The following is a 14,816-nucleotide window of genomic DNA, read 5'->3' as shown; positions in this document are numbered from 1 at the left end:
TCCGGTCAGCGCTTCATGCCGACCGCGCGGCCGCGCCAGTGGAGCGCCGCCACCGCCTCCCGGTCGCGCTCGATCCGCGCCGCAATCAGGGCCTGCACCTCGTCCGGGAACGGCGTCACCCGCCGGGTGGCGATGGACACCGACAGCGTCACGCCCTCCACCGTGGTCACGACCGCGCCGTCGTCCCGCCGCACCAGCTCCACCGTCCAGATGACGCGCTTGGCGTCGGCCTCGGCCAGCAGCACCCGGCCGACGATCTCGTCGCCCGCGTTCATCTCCGCCAGGTAGCGCACATGCATCTCGCCCGCGAAGGTGGTGAGCCCGTAGGCCGAGCCGTACTCGTCCGGTCCGGCGCGGAACTCGGCGAAGGCGAGGTCGATCGCCCGGTCCACCAGCACCAGATGATAGGCCATGTTGACGTGGCCGTTGTGGTCGAGGAACGACGGCTCGATCGCAAGCGGCGGCGTGATGAAGGCGCTGTCGGTCATGAAATCCTCGCCGGCGGGGGATATGCGCGGCGTTTAGAGCCCAGCGCGCCCGGAAAAGCGACCCCGGCGGGGAGCGGCGCAGGGTCGCTTTTCGTCACTCCACGTCGGGCGGCGCTTTCGTGTAACGTCCGCCGACCGTCCACGCCTTCAGTTAACGGAAGCCCGTTCGTGAACAACACGCTGACCGCACTGGGGCTTGCGCTGGTGCTCGCGCTCGCCGCCGCGCTGGTGGGTCCGCTGTTCGTGGACTGGAGCGCCTATCGCGACGAGGTGGCGCGGCAGGCGGGCGCCCTGCTGGGCGCGCCGGCGACCGTGGCCGGTCCCGTGGACGTGCGCCTGCTGCCGAGCCCCTATCTTCGCGTGCGCGGCCTGTCCGCCGGCGCCGGGGACGGCCGCCTGCTGGCCGAGGAGGTGGAGCTGACGCTCTCCGTTGGCGCGCTGCTCCGGCGCGATCTCAACGCCGAGCGGGTGCGTCTGGTGCGGCCCCGGCTGCTGCTTTCGGTGGGCGCGGACGGCGCGGTGACGACGCCGGTGGGCGCGGGAGCGGGCGCCGGGGCCGAGCGCATCTCGTTCTCCCGCGCCGAGATCGAGGACGGCCGGGTGGAGCTGTCCGCGCCCGCCGGCCGGGTCACGCTGTCGGCGGTTTCCGGTTTTGCGGAAGCGGGCTCGCTGAAGGGGCCGTTCCGGTTCGAGGGCCGCGCCGTCACCGCGCTCGGACCCGCCACGCTGCGGCTGTCCACCGCCCGCGCCGACGCCGCCGGGGCGCTGCGTCTGAAACTCTCCGCCACGCTCGACGGACGCCCCGAGACCCTCGACCTCGACGGCGCGCTGACGCTCGCGAAACAGCCGCGCTTCGACGGCCAGATCGTGCTCGCGCGACCTCCAGCCCGCGACGACGCGACGACGCCCTGGCGCGCGGCGGCAAAGATCGCCGGCGACGCCGGACGGCTGGCGCTGTCCGCGCTCGACCTGCGTCGCGGGCCGGAGGACAAGGCGCTGAAGCTCGGCGGCGAGGGCGCCCTGACGCTCTCGCCCAAGCCGCGCCTCGCGCTCGCGCTCGACGCCCGCCAGCTCGACCTCGACCGGACGGCGCCCGGCGTGGGCGACGGCGCGGCGAGCCGGTTCGCAGCGCTCGGCGACGCGCTCAGCCCCTTCTCCCGGCCGCCGCTCGACATAGGCCTGACGCTCGATCTGGGAAGCGTGGTGGCCGCGGGCGACGTGGCCCGGAGCGTGGCGCTCGACCTTTCGGCCACGGGCGGCGAGTGGCGGCTGAACCGCGCGGAGGCCCTGCTGCCCGGCGGAACCCGCGTCTCGGCCCGCGGCGCCGTGGCGGTGGTGGGCGACGGCGCCGGCTTCGCAGGCCCCGTGACGCTGGAGACCGACGACCTCCCGGCGCTGCGGCGCTGGCTGCGCGGCGGACCTGAAGCCCAGCCCGGCCTGCGGCGGCTCGCGCTGTCGGGCGCGCTCCGGGCGCATGCGAACGGCTTCGCCCTCGACGACGCCCGCCTGACCGCGGATGGCGGCCAGGCCACCGGCCGCGTCGCCTGGCGCGAGGCGGAGCCGGGCGGCCGCTCGCTGCTGGAGCTGGCGCTGACCGCTGACCGGCTCGATCTGGACGCGCCCGGCCTCGACGAGCTGCGCGGCGCGCTGGCCGGCGGCGGCGACGTGGCGGTCGCGATCGACGCGCGCGAACTGAAAGCCTTCGACGTGGCGTTCTCCGGCGTCTCGGTGGACGCCGCCTACGACCGCGACGGCCTCGACCTGCGCCGGCTCGCCATCGGCGACGCCGGCGGCGCGCGGCTGTCCGGCGCCGGACGCCTGACGCTGGGCGCCGCCACGCCGGAGGGCGACCTCGCCTTCGACATCGCCGCCGATCGTTTCGACGGGCTGCTGGCGCTGGCGCGCGCCGCGGGGCTGTCCTCGCCCATGGCCGACGCGCTGGGTCGACGCGCCGCGCCCCTCGCCCCTGCGACGCTGGCGCTCGACCTCCACATCGACCCCGACGGCGCCGTGGCCACGCTGAAGGGCGAGGCGGCCGACGGCCCGCTGGACGCCCGCCTCGCCGCGGCGAGGCCCGCATGGGACGCGGAGGCGGAGCTTTCGCTGGCGCTGAAAACGCCCGAGGGCGCGCGCCTCGCCGCGCTCGCCGGCCTGCCGCGCCTCAGCCCCGCCGCACGGGACGACGGCGGCGCGCTGACCCTGTCGCTGAAGGGGCCGCTGAACGGGACGTTGCGCGGCGACGTCTCCGCCTCCGCGCTCGGGGTGGAGGCGGCCGCGTCCGGAACGCTGAACGTCCCCGCCGCGACCGCCGAGGGGACCGCACGCCTGATGGCGCAGGACGCCGCCACGCTGCTGGAGGCGTTCGGCCGGGCGACGCCCGGCGTCTGGCCCGCCGCCCCGGCGGAGCTTCGCGCACAGGCGCGCTACGCAGAGGGCGGGCTCGCATTCGACGGGCTCTCGGGCCGCGTCGGCGGCCGCGCCATCGCCGGCCGGCTGGAGTTCTCCGCGGCGGGCGCGCTGTCCGGCGAGCTTGCGCTGGACGAGGCCCCGGCCGCGGCGGTTCTGGCGCTCGCGCTCGGCCACCCCGCGCCCGGCGCGGCGACGAAGGGCTCCATCTGGCCGGCCGAGCCGTTCGGGCCGCCGCCGCTCGCCGGCCTCGACGGCCGGGTCGCGGTCACGCTCAAGACCCTCACGCTGGCGCCCGGCCGCGCGGCGACCGACGCCCGTTTCACCCTCGCCGCCCGGCCGACATCGATCGCGATCGAGGATCTCGCCGCCGGCTTCGCCGGAGGCCGGCTCACGGGCGCGCTGTCCGCGTCGCGCGCGGGCGCCGACGCCACGCTGGCGCTGAAGCTGGCGCTCGCCGACGCCGACCCGCGCGCGGCGTCCGCCTTCGGACCCGTGTCGCCCGTCTCGGGCCGCGCGGAGCTGACGCTCGACCTGCAGGGCTCGGGTCGCTCGCCCCGCGCGCTGGTCGCGAGCCTCGCGGGCGCCGGGACCGCCACGCTGCGCGACGGCGCGGTGGCGCGGCTCGATCCCGCCGCTCCGGGTCAGGTGGAGCCGCTGGTGGAGAACGGCCTCGCGCTGGAGACCGCGACGATCGCCGCCGCGCTGGAGCCGCTGCTCGGCAAGAGCGACCTCGCCGCGCCGCGCGTCACGGCCGCCTTCAGCGTTTCGGGGGGCGTCGCCCGCTCGGGACCGATCGAGTCCGCCCGCGGCGATCTCGGCGGCGCGGCGGCGCTGGACCTGTCGCGGCTGGCGCTCGACGCCGATCTGCTGCTGGGCCCCCGGGCCTCGCCCACCCCGCCGCTCGGCGTGTCGTTCGAGGGCCCGCTCGTCCAGCCCGTCCGGCGGCTCGACGCCGCGGCGCTCACCGGCTGGCTGTCGGTACGGGCGGTGGAGCGCGAGACCCGGCGCATCGAGGCGCTGGAGGCGGAGATGCAGGAGCGCGCCCGGCTCGCGCGCGAGCGTGCGGCCGCCGAGGAGCGCCGGCGGGCGGAGGAGAAACGCCGTCAGGACGAGGAACGCCAGCGCCGGGAGGCGGAGGAGCGGGAGAAGGCCGCGCGCGAGGCCGAGGAGCGCGCCCGCGCGGCGGCCGAGCAGCCGGCGCCCGAGCTTCCCGCCCGGCCCGACCTCAGCACGCCGCCGGCCGGGTCGTTCGCGCCGCGCTGACGCGGCGCGCCGTCATGCGTTCAGGAGAGGGGGTCCGGTCTCGACCGCGGCGGCCTCAGCCGCGCACGGCACCGATCGCACCGGCGCGGCGACGGTAATGGTCCAGGACATGCAGCCGCACGGCGGAGGACAGGTTGCCGCCCTTGCGGCCGGCGTCGATCTCCGCCACCAGGCTGCGCAGCGACTGGCCGCGCTCGCGGGCGATGTCCTTCAGCGCGAGCCAGAAGGCGTCCTCCAGGCTGACGCTGGTCTTGTGGCCGGCGACCACGATCGAGCGCTTGACGATGTCCGGACTGACCGCATCGCCGATCACGACGCCCGCGCTGTCCCCCGACAGCACGATGGCGTCCGCACGATCTTCTCCGAGGCCCAGATCGGCCTCGATGCTTCCAAGTTCCGTCACGGTTCCTGACGCCCCCGTCATTCGCGTCCGTCGCCCCCGTCGTCGCGACGGTGCCCTTCCAGCCGCCGATCCTCGAGCGCGCGGCGCGCGTCCTCGACGGCCGTCTCGTCCTTGCGCCGGCCGAAGCGGATCCGGTTCGCGGAAGCCTCAGCTTCCTTGCGATCCCGGTCCCGTTGCTTGCGCGCCTGACGCAGGTTGACGATCTCTGCCATTGCGGCTTGCTCATACACGTTGACGACGGGGAAATCGAGCGCCCATGCGCCTCGCGTCGGCAACACGGCGTGAGGTGGAGCGGAACGACATCAGCTTTGAATTGTTCTTGATCCAGAAAGCGCCGCCTCGCGGGAGGCGCAGCCAGCACCGGGAGATGTCCCTTGGATCAGAACGACCGCCGCCCCGGCGCCGAGCTCGTGCCGGTCACGCTCGTCGTCAACGGCGAGACCCGACGGCTGGAGATCGAGCCGGCGGTGACCCTGCTCGACCTTCTGCGCGAGCGCCTCCATCTCACCGGAACCAAGAAGGGCTGCGACCAGGGCCAGTGCGGCGCCTGCACCGTGCTCGTGGACGGCCGGCGGGTGAACGCCTGCCTGCAGCTGGCGGTGATGCGGGACGGATGCGACGTGGTCACCATCGAAGGCCTTGGGACGCCAGACGACCTTCATCCGATGCAGGCCGCCTTCGTGGCCCGGGACGCCTTCCAGTGCGGCTACTGCACGCCGGGGCAGATCTGCTCCGCCGTGGCGCTCGTTGCGGAGGGACAGGCGCGAACCCCGGACGAGATCCGCGAGCTGATGAGCGGCAACCTGTGCCGCTGCGGCGCCTATTCCAACATCGCCGCCGCCATCGGCGACGTCATGGCCGGCGCCGCCGGCGCGAAGGAGGCCGCGGAATGACGCCCTTCTCCTACCTGCGCGCCCAAAGCCTTCAGGACGCCATCGCGGCGCTTGCGGCGGAGCCCGGCTCCCGGGTCATCGCCGGCGGCACCAACCTCGTCGACCTGATGAAATACGACGTGGAGGCCCCCCGCCGGCTGGTGGACATCACCCGGCTGCCGCTCCACGGCGTCATCCCGACGGACGCCGGCGGGCTACGCATCGGCGCGCTGACGCCCAACTCCGACCTCGCCTACCATCCGCAGGCGGCGCGCGACTACCCGCTGCTCGCCAGCGCCATTCTCGCCGGCGCCTCGGCCCAGCTGCGCAACGCCGCCACCACCGGCGGCAACCTGCTGCAGCGCACCCGCTGCCCCTACTTCTACGACGTGGCCACGGCCTGCAACAAACGCGCGCCGGGCTCCGGCTGTTCGGCGCGAACCGGGATCAACCGCAACGCCGCCATCCTTGGCGCGAGCGAGGCCTGCGTCGCCACCCACCCGTCCGACATGTGCGTGGCGCTCGCGGCGCTGGAGGCGATCGTGCATGTGGAGGGGCCGAACGGGGCCCGCGCGCTGCCGATCGCCGATCTGCACCGCCTGCCCGGCGACGCGCCCGAGCGGGACGTCACGCTGGACCGCGGCGAGATCATCACCGCGGTGGAGCTGCCGTCGCCGCGCTTCGGCCGCCATCACAGCTATCTGAAGCTGCGCGACCGGCTGTCCTACGCCTTCGCCCTGGTCTCCGTCGCCGCGGCGCTGGAGATCGCGGGAGGCCGCGTCGTCACGGCCCGTCTGGCGCTGGGCGGCGTCGCGCACAAGCCCTGGCGCATACGCGAGGCGGAAGCCCTGCTCGAAGGCGCCGCGCCCTCCCGCGCAGCGTTCGCCGAGGCGGCCGATCGCCTGCTGCAGGGCGCGGTCGGCCTTGGCGGCAACGACTTCAAGATCCCGCTCGCCCGCCGGGCGATCATCCGCGCCCTGACACAGGCCGCCGACGGCGCGCCCCAGAGCCAGTCGCGCAAGGTCATCAATTGAGGGCCGGCGAAATGAACGACGTTCTTGCCTATGTGGGCCGTCCGCAGCCTCGCGTGGATGGACCGCTGAAAGTGACCGGCCGGGCCCGCTACGCCGCCGAAGTCGCCGTCGAGGGCATGGCCTACGGCGCTGTGGCGTCGAGCGCCATCGCCCGCGGCCGCATCCGGAGCCTGCATCTTGCGGCGGCCAAAGCCGCGCCCGGCGTGATCGCCGTGCTCAGCCACGAGCGCGATCCGGGCCTGCCCGATGAAGACGATCCCTATCTGAAGGACATGGGGGCGGTTCCGGGCAGTCCATTCCGGCCGTTCTGCGACGACCGCATCCACTTCAGCGGCCAGCCGATCGCTCTGGTGATCGCGGACAGCCACGAGCACGCCCGCGACGCCGCGGCGCTGATCACGGCGGACTACGACGCCGAGACGCCCCAGGTGGACCTGATGGCCGCAAAGGCTGCGGCCTATGTCCCGCCCGAGCCGCGGTCGGGCATTCCGCCGCCGCCTCCTCCCCGCGGCGACGCGCAGGCGGCGTTCGCCGCGGCGCCGGTGCGGCTTCAGGAGGACTACCGGGTCGCGGCCGAGCACCACAACCCCATGGAGACCATGGCGACCACCGTGGTCTGGGAGGGCGACGGCCGCCTCGCCATCCACACCAAGACCCAGGGGGTGAACAATCCGAAGACCTACGTCTGCGCCGTGTTCGGGCTCGATCCCGACGCGGTGAGGGTGATCTCGCCCTTCGTGGGCGGCGCCTTCGGCATGGCGCTCCGGCCGCACTACGACCTGCTGCTGGCGACGCTCGCCGCGCTGACGCTGAAGCGCTCCGTCCGCCTCACGCTGACCCGCCAGCAGATGTACACCATGGGCTGGCGCCCGGACACGCTGCACACGGTGGCGCTGTCCGCCTCCGAGGACGGCCGCCTGACCTCGATCCGCCATGCGGCGGTGCAGGCCACCTCACGTTACGAGGACTATCAGGAGCCGACCGTGAACTGGTCGGGCCTGCTCTACGCCTGTCCCAACGTCACTCTGTCCTACGAACTGGCGAAGCTCGACACCTCGACGCCGTCGGACATGCGCGCCCCCGGCGCGGCGCTCGGCCTCTACGCGCTCGAAGCCGCGATGGACGAACTGGCCTCCAGGCTGAAGATCGACCCGCTGGAGCTGCGGCTCCGGAACTACGCCGAGCGCGACTTCAACGAAGACAAGCCGTTCTCGTCCAAGGAGCTGAAAGCCTGCTACCGCCAGGGCGCCGAGCGTTTCGGCTGGGACAGGCGCCGCCCGGAGCCCCGCTCCATGCGCGACGGGTCCGAACTCGTCGGCCTCGGCATGGCCACCGGCTGCTGGGAGGCGATGATGCAGCCCCACGCCGCCCGGGCGACGCTCGACGCGGAGGGGCGGCTGGAGGTGGCCTGCGGCACCGCCGACATCGGCACCGGCGCCTACACCATCCTCAGCCAGATCGCCGCCGAGGCGCTGGGCCTGCCCATCGAACGGGTCACGGCGAAGCTCGGCGACACCACCCTTCCCAAGGCGCCGGTGGAGGGCGGCTCCTGGGGCGCGGCCTCGGCCGGCAGCGCGGTTCAGGCCGCCTGCGCGGCGCTGAAGGAGAAGCTGCTGGCGCAGGCGCGCGGCATGAACGGCGCCTTCGCGAACGCCGCCATCGCCCATGCGCGCTTCACCGCCGACGGCGTGGCGCTGGCGTCCGATCCAGCCGCGACCGTGGCCTACGCCGATCTCGTCCGCGCCGCCGGCGGCGACGGGATCGCGGCGGAGACCGAGTTCGAGCCGGACGAGGAGTTCACGAAAAAATACGCCTCCTACACCCACTCCGCCGTGTTCGCGGAGGTGCGGGTGGACGAGGAGCTGGGCGTGATCCGGGTGGCGCGCCTGGTCAGCGCCGTCGCCGCCGGCCGCATCCTCAACCCCGCCACCGCCCGCAGCCAGATCCTCGGCGGCGCGGTGATGGGCCTTGGCATGGCGCTGCACGAGGAGACCGTGTGGGATGCCACGCTCGGGCGGATCATGAACGCCAATCTGGGCGAGTACCACATTCCGAGCCATGCGGACGCTCCGGACATCGAGGTCATTTTCGTGGACGAGGACGACCGGGCCAACCCGCTCGGCGTGAAGGGCCTCGGCGAGATCGGCATCGTCGGCGTGGCGGCGGCCATCGCCAACGCCGTGTTCCACGCCACCGGACGGCGGGTGCGCCATCTGCCGATCACCCTCGACAAGCTGCTTTAAACGCGGCGTTCCAAGGCGGGCCCCGCGCCTGACGTTGCGCGGCGCGCGCCCTATCTTCCCGGCGTCCGGCGGTTCCGGACGCCGGAGCCTTGTCATCCATGTCCGCCGCCGCCCCCTCTCTCACGCCGCGCCAGATCGAACGCCGCTTCCTGCTGGGGCTTGGCCGGGCGGCGGGCGGGGCGGTGGTGTTCTCCCTGCCCGTTCTGATGACCATGGAGATGTGGTCGCTCGGCGCGGGCATGGACCGGCTGCGGCTGCTGGCGCTGGTGGCCGCGCTGCTGCCGCTGCTGGTGGCGCTGTCCCATTTCATCGGCTTCGAGGAGACCGACGGCTGGCTCGACGACCTGCGGGACGGGCTGGTGGCCTTCGCGGTGGGCTTCGTCGTCTCGGCGGTGATCCTGTCGCTGTTCGGGCTGATCGAGCCGCGCATGTCCTTCGACGAGATCATGGGCGCGATCGTGATCGAGACCGTGCCGGCCAGCATCGGGGCCGCGGTGGCGCAGGGGCAGTTCGGCCAGCCGGACGAGGCCGACCACGCCCACGACCGCGCCGCCGGCTACTGGGGCGAGCTGGTGTTCATGGCGACCGGCGCGCTGTTCCTGTCCTTCAGCGTCGCGCCCACGGAAGAGGTGGACCTGATCGCGGCCGAGATGACGCCGTTCCACATGCTGCTGCTGGCGCTGGTCTCGATCGCGGCCCTGCATCTCGTGGTCTACATGCTGCGGTTCTCCGGCCAGGAGTCCGCCGATCCCGAAGGCGCTCCCGGCTGGAGCGTGTTCCTGCGCTACACGCTCGCGGGCTACGCGGTGGCGCTCATCGTCTGCGCCGGGCTGATGTGGGCCTTCGGCCGCTTCGACGATCTCGGGGCGGTGGCGGCGGTGCGGCTGCTGGTGGTGCTCGGCTTTCCCGCCGCGATCGGCGCGGCCTTCGCGAGGTTGATCGTATGAGCGAGGCGGACGACGGGCCGGCGCCGCGGCCGGTGGCGCGGCTGGAATGGGCGGTGGCGGCGCTGGGCGCGGCGCTCGCCTGCGGGGTGCTCGGCGTTCTGGCCTACGAGGCCCTGACCTATGAGGACGGGCCGCCGGAGCTGGTCGCGACCGTGCGCGACGTCCGCGCCACCGCCGGCGGCCATGTGGCGCGCTTCGTGATGGAGAACCGCGGCCCGAGCGCGGCGGCCGAAGTCACCGTGATCGCGCGGCTGAAGCACGGCGGCGCGGTGGTGGAGGAGCGGCGGGTGACGCTCGACTACGTGGCCCGCATGTCCTCGCGCGAGGCGGGGGTGGTGTTCGAGCGCGATCCCGCGACCGCCGAACTGGAGCTGCGCGCCGCCTCCTACCGCCGGCCGTGACGGCGCGACGTCCCCGGCGTCACTCGCCGGGCGGCAGCGCGGCGTAATAGGCGGCGACGGCGCGGATGTCGTCCTTCTCCATGTGGAAGGCGATCTTGCGCATGATCTCCCGGAACGGCCCGCCGCCGCGGCTGTCGTCCTCCTTCTCCCACAGCAGGAGCTGCTGCTCCAGATAGTTCGCATGCTGGCCCGCGAGCTTCGGGTAGGCCGGATTGCGCGCCGTGGGCGCCGGCCCGTGGCAGGAGACGCAGGCGGGCGTTCCGGTGGCGCGCACGCCCTCACGGGCGATCTTCTCGCCGCGGGCCACCAGCTCCGGGTCCGGCGTCGCGGCCGGAACGACCGGGCGGCGCGGCTGGGCGGCGTAGTGCTCCGCGAGCGCCGCGATCTCCGCGTAAGGGATGCGCGCCGCCGCGGTCTGCATGACGCCGCTGTGGCGCGTGCCGACCGCATAGGCCGACAGCGCGTCGTAGATGTAGTCCTCGCTCTGGCCGGCGATCACGGGGAAGGCGTCGCCGTCGCGGCCCATGCCGTCGCGCCCGTGGCACCGGGCGCAGTCCGCCAGCACGTCCGGGCGCGGCGCCGGCCCCTGCGGCCCGTGGGCGATGGCGACGAGCCCGCCCACCGCGCCATCGGTCTCCGCCCCCATGGCGAGCCGGGCGTACTCCTGTTCCGACAGGTCCGGCAGCCGTTTCAGGAAGGCCACCACGGCCCAGACCTCGTCCTCGCGCTCACTCCCCGACACCCAGGCCGGCATGCCGGTGAACTTCACGCCGTTCTTCACGATCCAGAACAGGTGCTTCGGCTCCCAGCTCGGAACCGTCCTGGCGAGATCGGGCGCGACCGGCGACATCTCGTGGATGATCGGCGAGCGCGGCCGGCCCGGCGCGCCGTGGCAGCTGGCGCAGCCGCTGGCGTAATGCCCGGCGCCGCGGGCGATCATGGCGGGCGAGTCCAGCGTGTCCGGCGCCTCGATGGCGAGGGTGCGCGTCTTGACCGAGTTGATCATGACGTAGTGCAGGAACCAGTCCGTGATCGGCCAGTGGGGCGTGGTGGCCGCCACGTTGAACAGGCCGGACCACGCGAAGGCCAGCACGCCGACGGCGAGCCCCACGGCGGCCAGCGCCGCCCGGAGCGGCGTGATCAGCACATTGAGCCGCCAGCCCGTCATCGCGCGTCGTCTCCCGGAACCAGAACGTCCTCCCTGAGCAGTCGGGCCGCGAGCGTGAGGCCGGCCGCGAAATAGACCCCGCCGCCCACCAGCAGCATGATCACCCCGCCGAGATGCTGCTGCCCGAGCAGCGACGCGCCCCCGCAGAGCGCCGGGTCGTAGAGCGGCCGGGTGGTGGTCGCGAGCAGCACGCCCAGCAGGGTCATGTGAATGGAGGTCAGCAGCATGGCGAGCACGCCCTGCCCGGCCCGGCTCATGTCCGCCGCGCCCGCGCGCCCGAAGCAGGCGAGCCACAGCCAGAGCCCCGCGAACAGGAAGGTCGCCTGCTCGGCCGCGAAGGCGGTCATGCTCGCCCGCGCCAGATCATGGGCGCCCGGCGCGTGCCAGCCCCACACCGCCAGCAGCTCGAACAGCGAGGCGGGCACCGCCGCGAACAGCGCCGGCGCGCGGCCCGTGGGATCGAGGCGCGAACCCGCAAGGGCGAGCGCGATCAGCGGCGCCGCCACCGCCACCACCGCCATGTGCCGGATCATGTGGGCCGCGAAGCCGCCGCCCAGCGCCGCCTCCGTCCCCGGCGCCCAGGCGGCGGCGAGGACCGCGAGCCCGAACCCGAGCAGCATGGCGGCGGCGCGGCTCACCGGCAGTCCCCGATGAACACGGCCGGCAGCGCCACGAACACGACGCCGACCGCCGACAGGCCGCAGAGCAGCAGGGTGGCGTAGCCGAGGAACTGCTGGCGGTCGTCGCGGGTGGCGTCGTCGTAGGGCGGTTCGGCGTCGCCGTCGCGCCAGTGCCCCAGCGCCTGCCGGGTCGAGAGGGCGATCACGCCGAGCGCCGCAAGCGTCGCGACGCCGATGGCGATCCGCGCCGGCGTCAGGTCGGGCCAGGCGGCGCCGGTGAACACGCGGGCGTCCGCCATGGTCTTGGCGCAGGCGGTGGCGGCGATGACGTAGGACGTCAGGAAATGCGCCGCCCAGGCGGTGGGCGCGGCGATCAGGGTGATCAGGCTGGCGCGGGCGGAGGCGATCATCACCGCACCGCCAGCGGGAACAGCGCCAGCGTCGCGACCGTGACGCCGAGCGTGACGAGGGCGAAGTGCCAGAACAGCGCCACGTTGTGGATGTCGATGTCGTAGGCCGCGGTCAGCCGGCCGCCCAGCGAACGGGCGAGGCAGTAGAGCGTCATGATCACGCCGACGCCCAGGTGGACCGCGGTCCAGATGGCGATGATCCACACGGTCGCCGGATAGACGTGGGACTTGGGGTCGAGCCCGCTCGCATGCGGCCCCCACAGCAGCGCCGCGGCCGAGGCCGCCGCCAGCGCCACGGCGAACACGAGCAGCAGCCGCAGCGCCTGCGGCCTGTCGGCGGCGTTGGCGCGGCGGGCGGCGAGCATCGCGCCCCAGGCCGCCGCGCCCAGCGCCATGGCGAGGCCCGGCCACACGAGGCCCGGACCCGCCCCCGGACCGCCCGGGAAGCCGGAGGCGTGAATGGTCCAGTAGAAGAAGTAGCCGAAGATCAGGCTGGCGAAGGCGGACATGTCGCCGATCATGGTGATGAACATCGCCCACCACCCGACCGAGTCCGGCCCGGACACGTAGAGCGGCAGCTTGAGGCCGAGCCCGACGTCCTTCTCCGCCTTCTCCGGGATCACCGCCGTGCCCCGCCACAGCCAGGTCACGATCGCGGCCAGCGCCGCGATGGAGAACAGGATGGTCAGCGTCCAGGCGTAGAAGGTGGCGGCGATGAAGGCGCCGCCGGTGAGAACCGCCGCGCCCATGGGCATGAAGGAGTTGCCGGGCACCCTGAGGCACTGGACCGGCCGCGCGTCCAGCACCGAGGTGATCAGCGTCTCGCGCTGTCCCTCCTCGGCGTCGGGCAGGTAGAACCGGCCCTCGTCGTAGTCGCGCACGAAGTTCGGCTGCTGCCACAGCGGATAGCGGGTGCTGACGATCGGCACCGTGCGCACGCCCCATTCCTTGCCGGGATTCTCCGACAGCCACTCCAGCGTGCCCGCGTTCCACGGGTTGCGCGGGGCGTAGGGCTCCTTGCCCTTGGGGCGCAGCACATCCCAGGTCACCACCAGCACGCCGGCGGCGAACACGAAGGCGCCAACCGTGGAGACCATGTTCAGCGCGTCGAAGCCGAGCCCCTCGGCGTAGGTGAACACGCGCCGCGGCATGCCGCGCAGGCCGGTGACGTGCATCGGCAGGAAGGTGACGTTGAAGCCGATGAACATCAGCCAGAAGCCCCATTTTCCGAGGCGGTCCGACAGCTTCCGGTCCTTCACGAAGGGGTAGAAGTAATAGACGCCCGCGATCAGCGGGAAGAACATGCCGCCGACCAGCGTGTAGTGCAGATGCGCCACCACGAAATAGGTGTCGTGCGCCTGCCAGTCGAACGGCGCGAGCGCCACCATGACGCCGGTCAGCCCGCCGAACACGAAGATGCCGAGCGCGCCGATGGCGAACAGCATGGGCACGGAATAGACCACCCGGCCCGCGAGCAGGGTGGCGAGGAACACGAAGATCTGCACGCCGGTCGGGATCGCCACCGCCTCGGAGGCGGCGGAAAAGAAGGCGAGCGAGATCGACGGCAGGCCGGTCGTGAACATGTGGTGGACCCACAGCCCGAACGACAGGAATCCGGTGCCGACCGCCGCCAGCACGATCCAGGAGTAGCCGAGGATGGGGCGCTGGGCGAAGGTCGGCACGATCATGGCGAGCAGCGCGATCGCCGGCAGGAACACGATGTAGACCTCCGGGTGGCCGAAGATCCAGAACAGGTGCTGCCACAGCAGCGGGTCGCCGCCGCGCGCCGGATCGAAGAACGGCCAGTCGAACATCCGCTCCATCTCGAACAGGATGTCGCCGGCGATCAGCGGCGGGAAGGCGAACAGGATCATCGCCGCCACCACCAGCACGTACCAGGCGTAGAGCGGCATCAGGTTGATGCGCATGCCGGGCGGGCGGCACTTCAGCGTGCCGACGATCAGCTCCACCGCCGCCGCGATGGAGGCCACCTCGATGAAGGACAGGCCCAGCAGCCAGACGTCGGCGCCGATGCCGGTCTGCTTGTGGTCGGTGGAGAGCGGCGGGTACATGAACCAGCCGCCGTCCGGCGCGGCGTTGAAGAAGATCGAGCCGCAGACGAACACGCCGCCGATCAGGAAGCACCAGTAGCCGAAGGAGGACAGCCGCGGGAACGGCAGGTCCCGGGCGCCCAGCATCTCCGGCAGGATCAGGATCGCCACCGCCTCGAAGATCGGCACCGCGAACAGGAACATCATCGCCGTGCCGTGCAGCGTGAAGACCTGATTGTAGAAGGTGGCCGACAGGAAATCGTTGCCCGGCACGGCGAGCTGGGTGCGGATCATCAGCCCCAGCACGCCCGCGAACAGGAAGAACGCGAACGACGTGCCGGTGTACCAGAGCCCGACCTCGGAATTGTTGACGGCCGACCAGTAGCGGACGCCCTTCGGGGTCTCCCACGTCCGGGTCAGGCGCTCCTCCTGCGCCTTGCGCAGTTCGGGATCGTCCTGGGCCGAGGACAGCGCGGCGTCGGTCATGGCGCGACCTTTCCCTGCGAT

The 14,816-nt window shown here is 73.1% G+C and carries 13 protein-coding genes; 6 read left to right on the top strand and 7 right to left on the bottom strand.

Annotation, left to right across the window (positions count from 1 at the left end; translation table 11 throughout):
- Positions 1-5 precede the first annotated feature (5 nt).
- Positions 6-488, bottom strand: coding sequence for an acyl-CoA thioesterase (locus PKE85_RS16075; RefSeq protein WP_271205774.1), 483 nt, complete (start codon positions 486-488; stop codon positions 6-8).
- Between the two features lie 168 nt (positions 489-656).
- Here PKE85_RS16075 and PKE85_RS16070 point away from each other — a divergent pair, with 168 nt between their 5' ends.
- Positions 657-4,160, top strand: coding sequence for an AsmA family protein (locus PKE85_RS16070; protein WP_271205773.1), 3,504 nt, complete (start codon positions 657-659; stop codon positions 4,158-4,160).
- A gap of 55 nt (positions 4,161-4,215) precedes the next feature.
- Here PKE85_RS16070 and PKE85_RS16065 read toward each other — a convergent pair whose 3' ends face one another.
- A complete protein-coding gene (locus PKE85_RS16065) occupies positions 4,216-4,446 on the bottom strand; it encodes a ribbon-helix-helix domain-containing protein (RefSeq protein WP_378774952.1) in 231 nt (76 codons plus the stop codon).
- 134 nt (positions 4,447-4,580) lie between these two features.
- On the bottom strand, positions 4,581-4,775 hold the full coding sequence (locus PKE85_RS16060) for a DUF4169 family protein (RefSeq protein ID WP_271205772.1): 195 nt from the start codon (positions 4,773-4,775) through the stop codon (positions 4,581-4,583).
- Positions 4,776-4,937: 162 nt separating this feature from the next.
- Between PKE85_RS16060 and PKE85_RS16055 the strand changes: the two genes are divergently transcribed.
- The 5 genes from PKE85_RS16055 to PKE85_RS16035 all read left to right on the top strand — a co-directional run bounded on the left by PKE85_RS16055 (position 4,938) and on the right by PKE85_RS16035 (position 10,060).
- A complete protein-coding gene (locus tag PKE85_RS16055; RefSeq protein ID WP_271205771.1) occupies positions 4,938-5,456 on the top strand; it encodes a 2Fe-2S iron-sulfur cluster-binding protein in 519 nt (172 codons plus the stop codon).
- Positions 5,453-6,469, top strand: coding sequence for an FAD binding domain-containing protein (locus tag PKE85_RS16050; RefSeq protein ID WP_271205770.1), 1,017 nt, complete (start codon positions 5,453-5,455; stop codon positions 6,467-6,469). Before PKE85_RS16055 ends, PKE85_RS16050 begins: the two co-directional genes overlap by 4 nt.
- Before the next feature lie 11 nt (positions 6,470-6,480).
- A complete protein-coding gene (locus PKE85_RS16045; RefSeq protein ID WP_271205769.1) occupies positions 6,481-8,712 on the top strand; it encodes a xanthine dehydrogenase family protein molybdopterin-binding subunit in 2,232 nt (743 codons plus the stop codon).
- A gap of 98 nt (positions 8,713-8,810) precedes the next feature.
- The gene (locus tag PKE85_RS16040; protein ID WP_271205768.1) at positions 8,811-9,659 is read left to right on the top strand and encodes a TIGR02587 family membrane protein; all 849 of its coding nucleotides are present in this window, start codon (positions 8,811-8,813) and stop codon (positions 9,657-9,659) included.
- Complete coding sequence (locus PKE85_RS16035; protein WP_271205767.1) at positions 9,656-10,060, top strand: TIGR02588 family protein; 405 nt, start codon at positions 9,656-9,658, stop codon at positions 10,058-10,060. The genes PKE85_RS16040 and PKE85_RS16035 overlap by 4 nt, the downstream gene beginning before the upstream one ends.
- 19 nt (positions 10,061-10,079) lie before the next feature.
- Here PKE85_RS16035 and PKE85_RS16030 read toward each other — a convergent pair whose 3' ends face one another.
- From PKE85_RS16030 to ctaD, 4 genes are read right to left on the bottom strand one after another with little or no spacing between them, the layout of a single operon-like run.
- The gene (locus PKE85_RS16030; RefSeq protein WP_271205766.1) at positions 10,080-11,228 is read right to left on the bottom strand and encodes a c-type cytochrome; all 1,149 of its coding nucleotides are present in this window, start codon (positions 11,226-11,228) and stop codon (positions 10,080-10,082) included.
- Positions 11,225-11,866, bottom strand: a complete 642-nt coding sequence (locus tag PKE85_RS16025; RefSeq protein ID WP_271205765.1) for a cytochrome c oxidase assembly protein — start codon at positions 11,864-11,866, stop codon at positions 11,225-11,227. The genes PKE85_RS16030 and PKE85_RS16025 overlap by 4 nt, the downstream gene beginning before the upstream one ends.
- Positions 11,863-12,258: a hypothetical protein gene (locus tag PKE85_RS16020; RefSeq protein ID WP_271205764.1), complete on the bottom strand. Its 396-nt coding sequence runs from the start codon at positions 12,256-12,258 to the stop codon at positions 11,863-11,865. The genes PKE85_RS16025 and PKE85_RS16020 overlap by 4 nt, the downstream gene beginning before the upstream one ends.
- On the bottom strand, positions 12,258-14,795 hold the full coding sequence (gene ctaD, locus PKE85_RS16015) for a cytochrome c oxidase subunit I (RefSeq protein WP_271205763.1): 2,538 nt from the start codon (positions 14,793-14,795) through the stop codon (positions 12,258-12,260). The genes PKE85_RS16020 and ctaD overlap by 1 nt, the downstream gene beginning before the upstream one ends.
- Between the last annotated feature and the right edge of the window lie 21 nt (positions 14,796-14,816).

Source organism: Methylopila jiangsuensis (assembly GCF_027922305.1).
Taxonomy (GTDB): Bacteria; Pseudomonadota; Alphaproteobacteria; order Rhizobiales; family Methylopilaceae; genus Methylopila; species Methylopila jiangsuensis.
This window is presented reverse-complemented; position numbering and strand designations above follow the sequence as displayed.

Bases quoted from the DNA above. Each gene is read 5' to 3' on its own strand.
- PKE85_RS16020 (WP_271205764.1), bottom strand. From the start codon at position 12,258: ATGATCGCCTCCGCCCGCGCCAGCCTGATCACCCTGATCGCCGCGCCC.
- PKE85_RS16035 (WP_271205767.1), top strand. From the start codon at position 9,656: ATGAGCGAGGCGGACGACGGGCCGGCGCCGCGGCCGGTGGCGCGGCTG.
- PKE85_RS16040 (WP_271205768.1), top strand. From the start codon at position 8,811: ATGTCCGCCGCCGCCCCCTCTCTCACGCCGCGCCAGATCGAACGCCGC.
- PKE85_RS16060 (WP_271205772.1), bottom strand. From the start codon at position 4,775: ATGGCAGAGATCGTCAACCTGCGTCAGGCGCGCAAGCAACGGGACCGG.
- PKE85_RS16045 (WP_271205769.1), top strand. From the start codon at position 6,481: ATGAACGACGTTCTTGCCTATGTGGGCCGTCCGCAGCCTCGCGTGGAT.
- ctaD (WP_271205763.1), bottom strand. From the start codon at position 14,795: ATGACCGACGCCGCGCTGTCCTCGGCCCAGGACGATCCCGAACTGCGC.
- PKE85_RS16030 (WP_271205766.1), bottom strand. From the start codon at position 11,228: ATGACGGGCTGGCGGCTCAATGTGCTGATCACGCCGCTCCGGGCGGCG.
- PKE85_RS16075 (WP_271205774.1), bottom strand. From the start codon at position 488: ATGACCGACAGCGCCTTCATCACGCCGCCGCTTGCGATCGAGCCGTCG.
- PKE85_RS16050 (WP_271205770.1), top strand. From the start codon at position 5,453: ATGACGCCCTTCTCCTACCTGCGCGCCCAAAGCCTTCAGGACGCCATC.